Annotated in this window: 12 protein-coding genes; 5 read left to right on the plus strand and 7 right to left on the minus strand. The window is 60.7% G+C overall.

Annotated elements, in window-relative coordinates; all coding sequences use genetic code 11:
- Nucleotides 1-140: 140 nt before the first annotated feature.
- The 5 genes from NR164_RS19265 to NR164_RS19285 all read left to right on the plus strand — a co-directional run bounded on the left by NR164_RS19265 (nt 141) and on the right by NR164_RS19285 (nt 7,755).
- Entirely contained in the window at nt 141-992 is an 852-nt protein-coding gene (locus NR164_RS19265) for a MipA/OmpV family protein (RefSeq protein ID WP_079444793.1), read from the plus strand.
- A 342-nt stretch (nt 993-1,334) separates the two neighbouring features.
- Nucleotides 1,335-2,807 carry an efflux transporter outer membrane subunit gene (locus NR164_RS19270; RefSeq protein ID WP_256823129.1) on the plus strand — a complete coding sequence of 491 codons (1,473 nt, stop codon included), beginning with the start codon at nt 1,335-1,337 and terminating at the stop codon, nt 2,805-2,807.
- 7 nt (nt 2,808-2,814) lie between these two features.
- Complete coding sequence (locus tag NR164_RS19275; RefSeq protein ID WP_046381912.1) at nt 2,815-3,888, plus strand: HlyD family secretion protein; 1,074 nt, start codon at nt 2,815-2,817, stop codon at nt 3,886-3,888.
- On the plus strand, nt 3,885-6,620 hold the full coding sequence (gene rbbA, locus NR164_RS19280) for a ribosome-associated ATPase/putative transporter RbbA (RefSeq protein ID WP_057005493.1): 2,736 nt from the start codon (nt 3,885-3,887) through the stop codon (nt 6,618-6,620). Before NR164_RS19275 ends, rbbA begins: the two co-directional genes overlap by 4 nt.
- Before the next feature lies 1 nt (nt 6,621).
- A complete protein-coding gene (locus NR164_RS19285) occupies nt 6,622-7,755 on the plus strand; it encodes an ABC transporter permease (RefSeq protein WP_046381914.1) in 1,134 nt (377 codons plus the stop codon).
- A 340-nt stretch (nt 7,756-8,095) separates the two neighbouring features.
- Here NR164_RS19285 and NR164_RS19290 read toward each other — a convergent pair whose 3' ends face one another.
- From NR164_RS19290 to NR164_RS19320, 7 genes are all read right to left on the minus strand, one after another.
- Entirely contained in the window at nt 8,096-8,869 is a 774-nt protein-coding gene (locus NR164_RS19290) for a S24 family peptidase (RefSeq protein ID WP_046381915.1), read from the minus strand.
- Between the two features lie 214 nt (nt 8,870-9,083).
- Entirely contained in the window at nt 9,084-9,611 is a 528-nt protein-coding gene (gene ppa, locus NR164_RS19295) for an inorganic diphosphatase (RefSeq protein WP_003176323.1), read from the minus strand.
- 107 nt (nt 9,612-9,718) lie between these two features.
- Nucleotides 9,719-10,534, minus strand: a complete 816-nt coding sequence (locus tag NR164_RS19300) for a zinc-dependent peptidase (RefSeq protein ID WP_256823130.1) — start codon at nt 10,532-10,534, stop codon at nt 9,719-9,721.
- A 6-nt stretch (nt 10,535-10,540) separates the two neighbouring features.
- The gene (locus NR164_RS19305) at nt 10,541-11,197 is read right to left on the minus strand and encodes a DedA family protein (protein ID WP_079444784.1); all 657 of its coding nucleotides are present in this window, start codon (nt 11,195-11,197) and stop codon (nt 10,541-10,543) included.
- 309 nt (nt 11,198-11,506) lie between these two features.
- Nucleotides 11,507-11,965, minus strand: coding sequence for an N-acetyltransferase (locus tag NR164_RS19310; protein ID WP_017848365.1), 459 nt, complete (start codon nt 11,963-11,965; stop codon nt 11,507-11,509).
- Between the two features lie 92 nt (nt 11,966-12,057).
- Nucleotides 12,058-12,891 (minus strand): ethanolamine ammonia-lyase subunit EutC, encoded by an 834-nt coding sequence (gene eutC, locus NR164_RS19315; RefSeq protein ID WP_017848364.1) that lies wholly within the window; start codon nt 12,889-12,891, stop codon nt 12,058-12,060.
- On the minus strand, nt 12,888-14,282 hold the full coding sequence (locus NR164_RS19320) for an ethanolamine ammonia-lyase subunit EutB (RefSeq protein ID WP_017848363.1): 1,395 nt from the start codon (nt 14,280-14,282) through the stop codon (nt 12,888-12,890). The genes eutC and NR164_RS19320 overlap by 4 nt, the downstream gene beginning before the upstream one ends.
- Nucleotides 14,283-14,333: the final 51 nt, after the last annotated feature.

The raw sequence follows: 14,333 nt of genomic DNA on the forward strand, positions 1-14,333 counted from the left end.
GCGAAGGCTGCGCCAGCCGAAAGCGGGCGCAGGCAAAACCTGGTCCGTTGTCCTTGACGAAGTCTTCACCGTTTCTTGGCGCGACCTTGAATCGAAGGCGGCTCACTACCGGGGTACTGAACCTCAAAGGATGAACCGCCATGAGCAAGCCCGTTTCTCGATACAAACACAAGCGACACATGACCAGCGCTGTCTCGGTTTTCATTACCGGCAGCCTCTGCTTGCTGATTCCGCTGAAAAGCCAGGCCCAGCAGCAAGTCGCTGACGTATCCACCCGCTTGTTTGGCGAAAAAACCGAGGTCACGGTGGGACTGGGTGCCGCCTATACCCCTCGCTATCTGGGCGCAAAACAATCGCGAGCCATGCTGGTGCCGACACTGAGTATTTATCGCGGCATTTTCTTTGCCGATTCCATGCGCGGCCTTGGTGCGGAATACCTGACTCAGAGCGGGTTTTACTCCAGCGTGGCAATCGGCTACGACTTTGGCCGTACTGATGAAGACAGCGTTTGGCGCCCGGGTTCCAAGCGACTCCAGGGGATGGGTGAAGTCACAGGCGCGACCACTGCCACGTTTCAGCTGGCACAGGATCTGACCTCCTGGCTGTCGATCAAGGGTGAAGCAGAGCTGCGCGTTGCTGGTTATAAGCGTGGTAATCGTTACCGGTTGGGCCTGGAAAGCACCGTACTGAAAACGGCAGGTGATGTGATTACCCTTGGTATGAACGTGCATGCCGGGGATAAGCGCTACAACCGCACCTACTTCGGGGTGAGCGATGCCCAGGCCCAGGCTTCCCGGTTCTCTCGTTTCGATGCCGACTCCGGCGTCTATGCCTACTCGTTGTCAGCGGACTGGCAACATAAATTCAATCAGCATTGGGCGATGTTGGTCGGGTTGAATGTCATGGAGTTCCGCGAAGAGGCGAACAAAAGTCCTGTGGTGGAAGAAAAAACCGGCGTCACCAGTTTTGCCTCATTGCACTATTCATTCTGAGGCGAATAGACATCCACCGTGCGCTTACGTAGACAGCTCATCCCGGCGCGGAGGCCAGGGTGCCGGAAACTGATTTGGTTGGCCTGCACCGTGGCGGCAGTCTTGTTATTGGTGGCGGGCGCTTGGCTGCTCATGAGCGAGCCGCCCATTTCAGTGCTGACGACACCGCTACAGCCTCCAAAATAATCTCAGACGCTCAAGGCAAGGTTGCGCCGTGGGCGTCTGTTCCGCAGACCGGTATTTGGCCGCACTTGATGAAATCTTGATTAAACCTTGAAAGACGATTGACGCGTGAAGAGCACACTTCCCTCCATGCCTCCTCTGGATCGGAAACTTCACACCATGTCACGACAGTGCAATGCAGCATTTGTGGTGGTGCTGCTATCAGGCTGCACTACGCTAATACCGCCGTATACAACCCCCGACAACAGCACCTTGCCTGCGCATTACCAGCAAGGGAGCGGTAAAAAATCCGAGGATGCCGCACTAACCTCGGCGGCCGATAAAACCTGGCAGAGCTATTTTCCCGATCCTCATCTACAGGCTTTGATCCGCCAGGCGCTGCTTCACAACCACGACCTGCGCAGTGCCGCTTTGCGGGTTCGGCAAGCACAGGCGGCCTACCGCATCGAGCGCAGCGCCCTGACGCCCACGGTTGCCCTGGGAGTCGATGCGAAACGCTCGCGCACGCCTGCAGATCTGACGGAAATCGGTCAGACCTCGACGGGCAACGAATTCAAGGCAGGTGTGGGTATCAGCAGTTGGGAGATCGACTTCTGGGGACGTATCACCAGCCTGAACGAAGAAGCCTTGCAGCAATTCCTGGCGACCCAGGCCGGGCATCAGGCAGTGACGATCAGTCTGGTGGCGCAGGTGGCCGACGCCTGGATTAGCCTCCGCGAGCTGGATAAGCGCCTGCACCTGGCTAATGTCGCTCTGGCCAACCAGAGCGAATCGCTGCGCATCTTCACACGTCGGTTCGAGATGGGGTCAGTGACCAAGCTGGAACTGACCCAGGTGCAGACGCTGCTGACCCAGGCCGAGGCGTTGACGCTGCAACTGCAACAGCAACGTGACCTGCAACACAATGCCGTGAATCTGCTGGTCGGACAGGTTGACCTCGTCGATGCCAACTACAGGCCTGTCGCCGATCAGACCCTGGTCCAGCCCCTGGATGCCGGCCTGCCATCCGACCTGCTGATCAACCGCCCGGACATCGTCGCAGCAGAGCATCGCCTGCGTGCCGCCAATGCCCATATCGGCGCGGCCCGCGCGGCCTTCTTCCCGCGCATTAGCTTGACCGCTTTCGGCGGCCTGGCCAGCGCAGAACTGAGTGACTTATTCAGCGCAAGCAGCCGTGCCTGGAACTTCGCGCCAAGCCTGTCGTTGCCGGTCTTCGATGGCGGACTGAACCAGGCCAACCTGGATTTGGCGAATGTGCGCAAACACCTTGCCGTCGTTGAGTACGAGCAAACCATCCAGAGCGCCTTTCGCGACGTAGCGGATGCCCTGGCCAACCAGCACTGGCTGCAACAGCAACTATCAGTGCAGCAGCAAGCCGTCGAGATCCAGGAGGAACGCAGTCGGCTGGCGCTCCTGAGCCATGACCGTGGCCGCTCCAGTTTCCTGGAGGTGCTTGACGCCGAACGTGATCGTCTGCAGGCCCAGCAACAAGAGGTACAAGCGCAACACGCACTGCTACGCAACCGGGTGGCGCTGTATGCCGCACTGGGTGGCGGCTCACGGCATGTGCCGAACGCCCCGTTACTCGACCAGCCGTCATCCACCCTGTTTTCAGATATTGCAGAGGAATAACCCAGCCATGAGCGCCTCCATCAAGAAGAAAATCACCGCAGTTGCCATCGTGGCGGCCATTGCCGGTGCGACCTGGATCGGCTGGGACTGGTTCGATCAACGCGCTGTGCCGGACGGTCTGATGGTCAGCAATGGACGCATTGAAGCCACGGAGGTGGACGTGGCCGCCAAATTTAGTGGGCGCGTCGCGCAGATCCTGGCCGATGAAGGTGACGAGGTGCAGGCTGGGCAGGTGTTGGCACACATGCATATCGATTCGCTGCTGGCCCAGATGCGCGAGGCCCAGGCGCAATTGCAGCGGGCAGAACATGCCGTGAAGGCCACTCAGGCGCAGGTGAGCATGCGCCGCAGCGAGCAGGCCGCCGCCGAGGCTGTCGTGGTTCAGCGCCATACGGAACTGAATGCCGCCCAGCGTCGACTGGTACGCACCGAGGTATTGGTCAAGGACGGCGCCACAACAGGCCAGGAGTTGGACGATGACCGCGCCAGAGTGGCGAATACCGGCGCTGCGCTCAATGCCGCGCGCGCGCAGGCTAACGCCGCCAGATCGGCCATCGAAGCCAGCGACGCCGAAGTCACCGGCGCAACATCGACCGTCGCGGCAGCGCAGGCCACGGTCGAGCGCATCCAGTCCGAGTTGGACGACAGCACTCTCAAGGCCCCGCGCAGTGGCCGCGTGCAGTATCGCCTGGCCCAGCCCGGCGAAATGCTCAGCGATGGCGGCAAGGTGCTTAACCTGATCGACCTGTCAGATGTCTACATGAGCTTCTTCTTGCCCACCGAAGCCGCCGGGCAAGTGGCCCTGGGCAGTGAAGTGCGCGTCGTGCTGGACACCGCGCCGCACTTGCCGATACCCGCCACGGTCACCTTTGTCTCGCGCCAGGCCCAGTTCACCCCCAAATTCGTGGAGACAGCCAATGAGCGGCAGAAGCTGATGTTCCGGGTCAAGGCTCGGATCGACAAAGCATTGCTGAGCAAGTACCAGGATTATGTAAAGTCCGGCCTGCCCGGCGTTGCCTGGATCAGGACCGATCCACAGGCCCAATGGCCTGAAGCCTTGCAGCTTAGGGACTTGCCATGAACAGCCTCGCTGAGCCCGTGGTTCGCCTGCGGGACGTAAGCCTGCACTACGGCAAGACCCAGGCGCTGTCGGGCATCACCCAGGACATCCCTGGCGGTTGCATGGTAGGGCTGATCGGCCCGGATGGCGTAGGGAAGTCCAGTCTGCTGTCGTTGCTCTCCGGCGCGCGTCGGGTACAGCAAGGCACAGTAGAGGTGCTGGGCGCCGACATCGCCAGCAAGGCCCACCGCGACCAGATCTGCCCGCGTATTGCCTACATGCCCCAAGGCCTGGGGAAGAACCTGTACCCCACACTGTCAGTGGAAGAAAACCTGCAGTTCATCGCACGGTTGTTCAGTCAAAACGCCAGCGAACGGCGCCGACGCATCGACGATTTGACCCGTAGCACCGGCATGTATCCATTTCTTGCGCGACCCGCCGGGAAGCTTTCGGGAGGCATGAAGCAGAAACTGAGCCTGTGCTGCGCTCTGATCCATGATCCCGACCTGCTGATCCTCGACGAACCCACTACGGGTGTCGATCCGCTGGCGCGCGCGCAGTTCTGGGAACTGATCGCCCGTATCCGTCGCCAGCGAGTCGGCATGAGCGTGATCGTCGCCACCGCCTACATGGATGAAGCACAAGGCTTTGACTGGCTGGCAGTCATGGACGAAGGTCGGGTGCGGGCCACCGGCACGCCTGCCGAACTGCTCGCACGCACCCATTGCGATTCGTTGGAATCGGCCTTCATCAGTTTGCTGCCGGACGAGAAAAAGCAAGACCATGAGCCCGTGGTCATTCCTCCCTTGCAGACCGACCCGGATGATATCGCCATCCAAGCCCAGGGGCTGACAATGCGCTTCGGCGACTTCACGGCCGTGGATCACGTGAGCTTTCGCATCCGTCGCGGAGAAATCTTCGGGTTTCTCGGCTCCAACGGCTGCGGCAAGAGCACTACGATGAAAATGCTCACCGGCCTGCTACCCGCCAGCGAAGGCCGTGCCTGGCTGTTCGGCAAGGAGATCGACTCTCACGACCTTGCCACACGCAGTCGCGTAGGCTACATGTCGCAATCGTTCTCGCTCTATAACGAATTGACGGTAAAGCAGAACCTGGTCCTGCATGCCAAACTATTCCATGTGCCCGCCACAGAGATCGACGCTCGCGTGCAGCAAATGGCCGGGCGTTTTGAATTGCTGGACGTCATGGATAGCCTGCCGCCTAGCATCCCCATGGGCATGCGCCAGCGCCTATCGCTGGCCGTGGCGATGGTTCACAAGCCCGAACTGCTTATTCTGGACGAGCCGACTTCGGGCGTCGATCCGGTGGCGCGCGACAAGTTCTGGCGCTTGTTGGTGCAACTGTCGCGGCGCGACCACGTGACCATCTTCATCTCCACCCACTTCATGAACGAGGCCGAGCGCTGCGACCGCATGTCGATGATGCATGCGGGCAAGGTGCTCGACAGTGATGCGCCAATGCAGTTGGTGGAAAAACGCGGTGCCGCCAGCCTGGAAGAGGCCTTTATCGGTTATCTGATCGAGGCCGATAACAATGCCGCGCATGTGCCGGATGAGAGCGCTCCCACACAGCACGGCACGGCCGCAACAGCAGCCGAACAGGCTCAGTCGTTCAGCCTGCAGCGTCTACTCAGCTACGCCTGGCGCGAGTCGCTGGAACTGCGGCGCGATCCGGTACGCGCCACACTGGCGCTACTGGGATCGCTGCTGCTGATGTTTGTTATCGGCTATGGCATCAGCACTGACGTCAATGACCTGCGCTACGCCGTGCTTGACCGTGATCAGACCGGCCTGAGCCATGACTACACCCTGGCGCTCTCCGGTTCGCCGTATTTTCTTGAGCGCCCGCCGTTGCACAGTTACGCAGAGCTGGACCGACGCATGCAGACCGGCGAACTGAGTCTGGTCATCGAGATCCCGTCCGGCTTTGCCCGCGACGCGACGCTGGGGCACAACGCCCAGGTCGGTGCCTGGATCAACGGCGCCATGCCCAGCCGCGCCGAAACCGTGCAAGGCTATGTGCAGGGCATGCACCTGCTCTGGCTCACGCAAAAATCCCAGCGATTGAACGGCAAAACCTACACCAACCCGGTCGAAGTGCAGACGCGCTTTCGCTACAACCCGGACATCAAGAGCCTGCCCGCCATCGTCCCGGCGGTGGTGCCATTGCTGCTGTTGATGCTGCCGGCGATGCTGACCGCGCTAGCCGTGGTGCGCGAGAAGGAACTGGGCGCGATCATCAACTTCTACGTCACCCCTGTCACCCGCACCGAGTTCCTGCTTGGCAAGCAACTGCCCTATGTGGCGCTGGGAATGCTGAACTTCCTGTTGATGAGCGTGCTGGCGGTGACCGTACTGGACGTGCCCATGAAGGGCAGCTTTGCCACCCTGGCGCTGGCCACCCTGGTGTTTCTGGTGATCTCCACCGGCATGGGGCTGGTCGCATCGGCCGTCACGCGCAGTCAGATCGCCGCGATGTTCGCTGCGCTGATCGGCACGCTGGTGCCTGCCACCCAGTTCGCCGGGCTGACTACACCCGTTTCCTCGTTGGAGGGCATCGGCAAGCTGATCGGCGAAGCCTACCCGGCCACCCACATGTTTCTCATCAGCCGTGGCGTATTCGCGAAGGCTTTGGGGCTGGCTGATCTGCAGCAGTCCTTCATTGCCTTGTTGGTGGCCCTACCGCTGGTGATGGGGCTGGCGATTGCGATGCTGCACAAACAGGAGCGCTGAGATGAAACGTACTTTTTCCAATATCTGGCAACTGGGCGTCAAGGAGCTTCGCAGTCTGTGGCGCGATCCGGTCATGCTGCTGCTGATCGTCTTCAGCTTCACGGCGATGGTCTACACGGCCGCCTCGGCCATTCCAGATACCCTGAACAACGCACCGATCGCCTTCGTCGACGAAGATGATTCGCCCCTGTCGCAGCGCATCGCCACCGCTTTCTACCCGCCTCAGTTCACGCAACCAGAGCACATCAGTGTTGCCGAGATGGACGCCGGTCTGGACTCCGGCCGCTATACCTTCGTGCTGTACATGCCGCCCAACCTGCAGCGCGATGTTCTGGCGGGTCGTCCCGCGCAGGTGCAGCTCAACGTCGATGCCACACGCATGGATCAAGCCTTCAGCGGCAGCGCCTATGTCGAGCAGATCGTTACCGATGAGGTCAAGACCTTCGTGCAGCGTTATCGCGGCAATTCGGCCCCGTCGGTGGAACTGGCGCTGCGCGCACGTTTCAACCCGGCGTTGGACAAGACTTGGTTCAGCAGCCTGCTGCAGATCATCGACAACATCACCATGCTGGCGATCATTCTGACCGGAGCCGCGCTGATCCGCGAACGTGAGCACGGCACTATCGAACACCTGTTGGTGATGCCGGTCACCCCCACGCAGATCATGCTGGCCAAGGTCCTGGCGATGGGCACGGTGGTGCTGGTGGCGGCGGCGTTGTCGTTGCAGTTCGTGGTACGCGGGTTGCTCGCCGTACCCATCGAAGGCTCGATCTGGCTGTTCCTGGTCGGCGCCGCGCTGAGCTTGTTCGCCAACACCGCCCTGGGCATCTATCTGGCCACCGTGGCCCGCAGCATGCCGCAGTTCGGCCTGTTGCTGATGCTGGTGCTGTTGCCGTTGATCCTGCTCTCCGGCGGCGCCACTCCGCGCGAAAGCATGCCCACGCTGGTGCAGTACCTGATGCTGGCCGCACCCACCACCCACTTGGTGCAGTTGGGAGAAGGCGTGCTGTACCGCGGCGCGGGGCTGGACGTGGTGTGGGTTCAACTTCTTGCGCTACTACTCATCGGCAGCGTGCTGTTCGCACTTTCGTTGCAGCGTTTTCGCCGGATGCTTGCGCAGATGGATGGAGGCTGATTGATGCCTCGCCCATCACATCGCCGGATGAGGTTAGGTGGCGTTAAACCCCATTGGACAGAGAAATACCTTATGGCCTCTGAATAGAGACGCTATCAGTTGATTTCTCAGAATGGATAGGCTTGTTTCGGACAATTAAAAAGCCGGCTTGTGGCCGGCTTCTCGGGGACCGCCTCAGCTTGTTTTTGACAAACCTCACCAGCCTTCAAATCGCTCAGCCAACATCGCGTCTGGCTGAATAGTCAGGGCATCCGCGGGAGTTTTTCCGCATCGCCTGGCAGGGTGAATGGCCTAAAACCAGCCCCTGCCAAATGTGCGGCGCATGATACCCACATTCACCTCAGTTGCCCACCTCCGTATCCGATTTAGAGCCTTCCCAGCCCAGCAGGTGTTCATCCAGCGGCACGGGTGGGCGGCGGTTGTTGAGGGTGGACCACCAGAACACCCAGCCGACGATCTGGAAGTTCTGTTCGAAGCGTTGATCGAAGGTCAGGTATTCGTCGGGGTGTTCGCCGGCGTTGTGGCTGCGCATGCGCAGGCCGCCGCCGGGGCGGTTGTAGAGGTATTTGATGCGCAGCATGTCGTCGTGTTCGACGGCGTAGATTTCGCCGTCGATGATTTGGGTGCGGCCGCGGTCGATGGCGAGCGTGGCGCCTTGTTGGATGATGTCGACCATGCTGTTATCGACCATGTAGGCGCCGAGGGCGCGGTCGGGGTTTACGTTTAAGGTCTCGAGGGTGTGACGGGAGAGGCGGATGCGTTCGGTTGAGGTGAAGGACGGATGGAGGGTGATCTCCACATCGATTGTTTCCGGGGAACGGGCCGGGCCTGTGAGGTATTTGCCGCTTTCTTCGCGGGTGGGCAATGCTTTCCTTGCATCTTGAGCGTCCAACAGGAAGTTGGCCGGTGGGTGTTTAGGGCCTACACCGGCGTGCAGCCAGCGGCTGGAGACGCACAACAGTTCTGCGATTTCGTTGAGTCGGCCCATGGGAACACCGCGTTTGAACCAGTTGTTCACGTGCTGAGGCGTGACGCCGCGGTTCTTGGCGAAGTCGGAAGCGGAAAGATGAACTTCCCGTAATAACGCTTTTAAGCGATCACCTGATGTATTCATAAACGCTGAGTTTACTGGCCGGGAAAATAGATCAAATAAACTATGCGTTCAATTGCCGGTGTAGGTTTTTACTTAGTTGTAGCCTGATCTTTCGTTGGCGCTGCTTAGTTCAACATAGAGTGTTAATAATTGAACTTGGCGTTTAATTTTTTCCACAAAAAAAGCCCCGAATGATCGGGGCTTTTTTGATTGCCGGGGCAATGAGGAGTCGGTATCAGCCTTTGTAGGCGGCGACCGACTTCATGATCTCGGCGCGGGCGGCATCTGCGTTGCCCCAACCGTCGATCTTCACCCATTTGCCTTTTTCGAGGTCTTTGTAGTTCTCGAAGAAGTGCTTGATCTGTTCCAGCAGCAGTGGCGGCAGATCGGTGTATTCCTTCACGTCCACGTACAGCTGGGACAGTTTGTCGTGGGGCACTGCGATGACTTTGGCATCGCCGCCGCCGTCGTCGGTCATGTTCAGGATGCCGACTGGACGCGCGCGGATAACCGAGCCTGGAGTAACCGGGTAAGGGGTTACGACCAGCACGTCGAGGGGGTCGCCGTCGTCAGCCAGGGTGTTGGGGATGAAACCGTAGTTGGCCGGGTAGAACATCGGGGTGGCCATGAACCGGTCAACGAACAGGCAGTCGCTGTCTTTGTCGATTTCGTATTTGATCGGCGCGTGGTTGGCCGGAATCTCGATGGCGACGTAGATGTCGTTCGGCAGGTCTTTGCCAGCCGGAATCTTGCTGTAGCTCATTGGGCGTTGCCCCCGTAGTTGGCCATGTACATGGCCGGATTGGCCTAAAAGTGGCGGCGATTATAGGCATATTCTGACGCCGATGCCATGCACCAGACGTCGTACAGTCATTCGCCTTGTGGCTGATAACGCGGGTCGTGCGCTTGCAGCTGCGCGAGGCGGGCCAGAGGGTCCTGGCGGTAAAAATGACGGAGTTGGGCGTACACCTGTGGATAACTTTCCACCAATAAATCTGGCGCGCTGAAAAAATATTCGCTGGTGACCGCGAAAAATTCTGCCGGGTTTTCGGCGGCGTAGGGGTCGATGGCGGTTTCGGCGTCGGGGTTGGCGTCCAACTGGCGGTTAAGCTCATCGTAGGCGCCTTGCATCACGCGGGCCCAGTCTTGCACGCGCATGTCGTGGTGCAGGGGCGGCAGGCCGTTGGCGTCGCCGTTGAGCATGTCGAGCTTGTGCGCCAGTTCGTGGATCACCAGGTTGTAGCCTTCCCAGTTGCCGCTGGCCAGCACGCCGGGCCAGGCGAGGATCACCGGGCCTTGTTGCCAGGCTTCGCCGCTGTGCTCGCCGTCCCACTCGTGCTCGACGCCACTGGCATCGCGATGACGTTGCGGGCTGAGGAAGTCGTCGGGGTACAGCACGATCTCGTGGAAGCCCTGATACCAGTCGAGGTCGCCGAGGTTCATCAGTGGCAGTTGCGCCTGGGCGGCGAGCAGCAGGCGTTGTTCCTGGTGCAGCTCGACGCCGGGCAGGGCGGTGAGGTGTTTTTCGGCGAGAAACACCACGCAGGCTTCGCGCAGCCACTGGTCTTGCTCGGCGCTGATGCCGTCGAGGAAGGTCAGGTGCTCGCGCACCCGCTGCCAGGTGTCATCGGCAATCGGGTGCTTGGTCAGCAGGCGCCGGCGACGCCAGGCGCTGAGGGACCACATCGCAGGTTACTGCGACTTGGCTTCGGAAGACGTGCGACCAAAGCGGCTGCGGAACACGCTGATGATCATCGGCACCAGCGACAGCAGGATGATGAACACCACCAGCAGCGAGAGGTTTTTCTTGATGAACGGCACGTTGCCGAAGAAGTAGCCCAGGGTTACCAGGCCGCCGACCCAGAAGACGGTGCCCAGCACACTGAAGCCGAAGAAGCGCGGGTAGGGCATTTTCGCGATACCGGCGACGAACGGCGCAAAGGTGCGCAGGATCGGCAGGAAGCGCGCCAGGGTCACGGTTTTGCCGCCGTGCTTGTCGTAGAAGTCGTGGGTTTTTTGCAGGTAGTCGCGGCGGAAGATTTTCGAGTTCGGGTTGCTGAACAGGCGTTCGCCGGCTGTTCGCCCGATCACGTAGTTGGTGCTGTCGCCGAGGATCGCCGCCAACATCAATAGACCGGCGAGCAAGACCGGGTCCATGCCGCCACCCGCCGCCACCGCGCCGGCAATGAACAGTAATGAATCACCCGGCAGGAACGGCATGACCACCAGGCCGGTTTCGCAAAAGATTACAAGGAACAGAATGGCGTAGATCCACAGACCGTAATTTTTTACCAGCAGGTCGAGGTAGACGTCGAGATGCAGGATAAGGTCAAGCGGGTTGAAATCCATGGATGGCACCTGTGTGAATGGCCCGACTCAGCAGGCCTGTGCGGAGGCTCGGGTAATAAGGCTACAAGTATTTGTCGCGCTTCTTACAATCCTGAAAGGTCGGCATTATACGGATTGAGAAGTGAAAAGAGTGTGTGGGTTTTGTAGCGGGGGATGTCATGGCACTCTGCTCCCAGAGCACCACAGAACCAAATGTGGGAGGGGGCTTGCCCCCGATGGGCGCGTGTCAGTTATAAATAGTCTGACGGGTCCACGGCTATCGGGAGCAAGCTCCTCCCACAGGAATTTTGGGGGGCTTGGGAGATGGGGTCAGTCTTCGCTGATCGGCAACACGTAGTTCTTGAACTCGCTGTCTTCGCGAAAACCCATCGACTCATACGTCTTCTGCGCCACGTTATTGTTGCTGCTGGTCGACACCCGCAGCCGCACTGCATGGGTTTCCTTGGCCATCTTCTTCGCCGCGCGCATCAGGTTGTCGGCTACCAATTGCCGGCGCGCGTCTTCGGCGACGTAGATGTCGTTGAGGATCCACACCCGTTTGAGCGACAACGAAGAAAAGCTCGGGTACAGCTGACAGAACCCGAGCAAGCGCTTGTCGTCGTCATCGGCCAGGGCCAGGTAGATCACCGATTCCTTGCGGCGCAGGCGTTTTTCCAGGAACGCCCGCGAAGAGTCCGGGAACGGCAGCGCCCCGTAGAACTCGCGGTATTTGACGAATAACGGGGTCAACAGGTCCAGGTGTTCCAGGGTCGCTTGAGTGATCCGCATGCCAGGCCTCAACTTCCAGATGGTATATGACCACGCGAGCGGCCGTGACTCGATGCTGCCTAAAGACGTGAAAAAGCGCAATCGTGCGGGGATCAGTCGGTGGGCGGGCTGAGCAGGAAATTGCCTTTCACCAAGTCCGGGTCATCTGACTCGATGGTCTGAACCTGCGCCTCATCCTTGAGGTTGACCCCCGACAACTGCCGACGGCAGGCCTCCCGCATCAAGTACAGCAGGCGATGGGCCGCCATGCCATAACTCAAACCCTCCAGGCGCACGTTGGAGATGCAGTTGCGGTACGCGTCGGTGAGGCCAACCTTGGGGTTGTAGGTGAAATACAGGCCCAGGCTGTCCGGCGAACTGAGCCCCGGTCGTTCACCGATGAGGATCACCACCATCTTGGCGCCGAGTAGCTGGCCAATCTCATCGGCCACCGCGACGCGGCCCTGTTCCACCAGGATCACCGGCGACAAGGACCAGCCTTCGGCGTGGGTCTGTTCCTCCATGCGCGTGAGAAACGGCAACGTGTGTTTATGCACCGCCAACGCCGACAGACCATCGGCCACCACCACGGCCAGGTCGATGCCGCCCGGGTTGGCCGCAGCATGGTCGCGCAGCGCCTGGGCCGACTCATCGCTCAGACGCCGCCCCAGGTCCGGGCGTTGCAGGTAGCTGTGGCGGTCGACGGCGGCGCTGTGCAGCAACAGGCTGTCACGCCCGCGTTCGGCGAGCTGAGTGCTGAGGCCGACGTGGTCGAAGGGCAGGTGGACCGCGTCCCGCGCCTGGGCGTGGGCAAATTGGAAGTCCAACTGTGCGCTGGTGGGGATGCTGGTGCCAGTACGGCCCAGGGCGATGCGCGCCGGGGTCAGGCGACGCAGTTCCAGCCACGGGTTTTCGGGTAAGTCTGGTTGCACGGGCGGCTCCTTCATCCCAATTGCGCCAAGGCGTGGCGAAACGCCGGTGGCAGGCTGTTGCCGAAGCGCACTTTGCCGTCGGCTTGCGTGAAAATGCCCATGTTCGCCAGCCACTGTTCAAACTCCGGCGCCGGCTTTAAACCCAATGTCTGGCGGGCGTACAGGGCGTCGTGGAACGAGGTGGTCTGGTAGTTGAGCATGATGTCGTCCGAACCGGGAATGCCCATGATGAAGTTGATCCCGGCCACGCCCAGCAGGGTCAGCAGGGTGTCCATGTCGTCCTGGTCGGCTTCGGCGTGGTTGGTGTAGCAGATGTCGCAACCCATCGGCACCCCCAGCAGCTTGCCGCAGAAGTGGTCTTCGAGGCCGGCGCGGATGATCTGTTTGCCGTTGTACAGGTACTCGGGGCCGATAAAACCGACCACGGTGTTCACCAGGAACGGCTTGAAGTGCCGGGCCACGGCGTAGGCGCGGGTTTCACAGGTTTGCTGGTCGACGCCGAAGTGCGCGTTGGCCGACAAGGCGCTGCCCTGGCCGGTTTCGAAATACATCAGGTTCTGCCCGAGGGTGCCACGGTTCAGGCTCAGGCCTGCTTCGTAGCCTTCCTGCAGCACGCTCAGGCTGATGCCGAAACTGGCGTTGGCCGCCTCGGTGCCGGCGATCGACTGGAACACCAGGTCCAGCGGCACGCCACGGTTGATGGCTTCGATGGAGGTGGTGACGTGGGTCAGCACGCAGGCCTGGGTGGGGATTTCGTAACGCTGGATGATCGCGTCGAGCATCTCCAGCATGGCGCAGATCGAGGCGATGCTGTCGGTGGCCGGGTTGATGCCGATCATGGCGTCGCCGTTGCCGTACAACAGGCCGTCGAGAATGCTCGCCGCGATGCCCGCCGGTTCGTCGGTGGGGTGGTTGGGTTGCAGGCGGGTCGACAAGCGGCCGCGCAGGCCCATGGTGCCGCGAAACCGGGTGACCACGCGGATCTTCTGCGCGACCAGCACCAGGTCTTGCACGCGCATGATCTTCGACACGGCGGCGGCCATTTCTGGTGTCAGCCCTGGCGCCAAGGCGCGTAGGGATTGTTCATCGGCTGCGTCACTGAGCAGCCAGTCGCGCAGGCCGCCGACGGTCAGGTGGCTGACGGCGGTAAACGCCTGTTTATCGTGGGTGTCGATGATCAGTCGGGTGACTTCGTCGCTTTCATAGGGAATCAGCGCCTCTTGCAGGAAGTGCTTCAGCGGGATATTCGCCAAGGCCATTTGCGCCGCCACCCGCTCGCCATCGTTCTGTGCGGCGACGCCAGCGAGGAAGTCGCCTGAACGGGCGGGGCTGGCCTTGGCCATCACGTCCTTGAGGCTGTCGAAGCGGTAGGTCGATGCACCCACCGCGTGGGAAAAACTTGCCATACAGTGTCTCCTTGATGACGCGGGCAAATATGGGTAAGGCGCCCGCGTCGA

It is taken from the genome of Pseudomonas sp. Pse79 (assembly GCF_024519615.1).
Lineage (GTDB): Bacteria > Pseudomonadota > Gammaproteobacteria > Pseudomonadales > Pseudomonadaceae > Aquipseudomonas > Aquipseudomonas veronii.

What these genes read in the sequence shown, in the direction of transcription:
- NR164_RS19265 (WP_079444793.1), top strand. Translation starts at nt 141, where the DNA reads ATGAGCAAGCCCGTTTCTCGATACAAACACAAGCGACACATGACCAGC.
- NR164_RS19270 (WP_256823129.1), top strand. Translation starts at nt 1,335, where the DNA reads ATGTCACGACAGTGCAATGCAGCATTTGTGGTGGTGCTGCTATCAGGC.
- NR164_RS19275 (WP_046381912.1), top strand. Translation starts at nt 2,815, where the DNA reads ATGAGCGCCTCCATCAAGAAGAAAATCACCGCAGTTGCCATCGTGGCG.
- rbbA (WP_057005493.1), top strand. Translation starts at nt 3,885, where the DNA reads ATGAACAGCCTCGCTGAGCCCGTGGTTCGCCTGCGGGACGTAAGCCTG.
- NR164_RS19285 (WP_046381914.1), top strand. Translation starts at nt 6,622, where the DNA reads ATGAAACGTACTTTTTCCAATATCTGGCAACTGGGCGTCAAGGAGCTT.
- NR164_RS19290 (WP_046381915.1), bottom strand. Translation starts at nt 8,869, where the DNA reads ATGAATACATCAGGTGATCGCTTAAAAGCGTTATTACGGGAAGTTCAT.
- ppa (WP_003176323.1), bottom strand. Translation starts at nt 9,611, where the DNA reads ATGAGCTACAGCAAGATTCCGGCTGGCAAAGACCTGCCGAACGACATC.
- NR164_RS19300 (WP_256823130.1), bottom strand. Translation starts at nt 10,534, where the DNA reads ATGTGGTCCCTCAGCGCCTGGCGTCGCCGGCGCCTGCTGACCAAGCAC.
- NR164_RS19305 (WP_079444784.1), bottom strand. Translation starts at nt 11,197, where the DNA reads ATGGATTTCAACCCGCTTGACCTTATCCTGCATCTCGACGTCTACCTC.
- NR164_RS19310 (WP_017848365.1), bottom strand. Translation starts at nt 11,965, where the DNA reads ATGCGGATCACTCAAGCGACCCTGGAACACCTGGACCTGTTGACCCCG.
- eutC (WP_017848364.1), bottom strand. Translation starts at nt 12,891, where the DNA reads ATGAAGGAGCCGCCCGTGCAACCAGACTTACCCGAAAACCCGTGGCTG.
- NR164_RS19320 (WP_017848363.1), bottom strand. Translation starts at nt 14,282, where the DNA reads ATGGCAAGTTTTTCCCACGCGGTGGGTGCATCGACCTACCGCTTCGAC.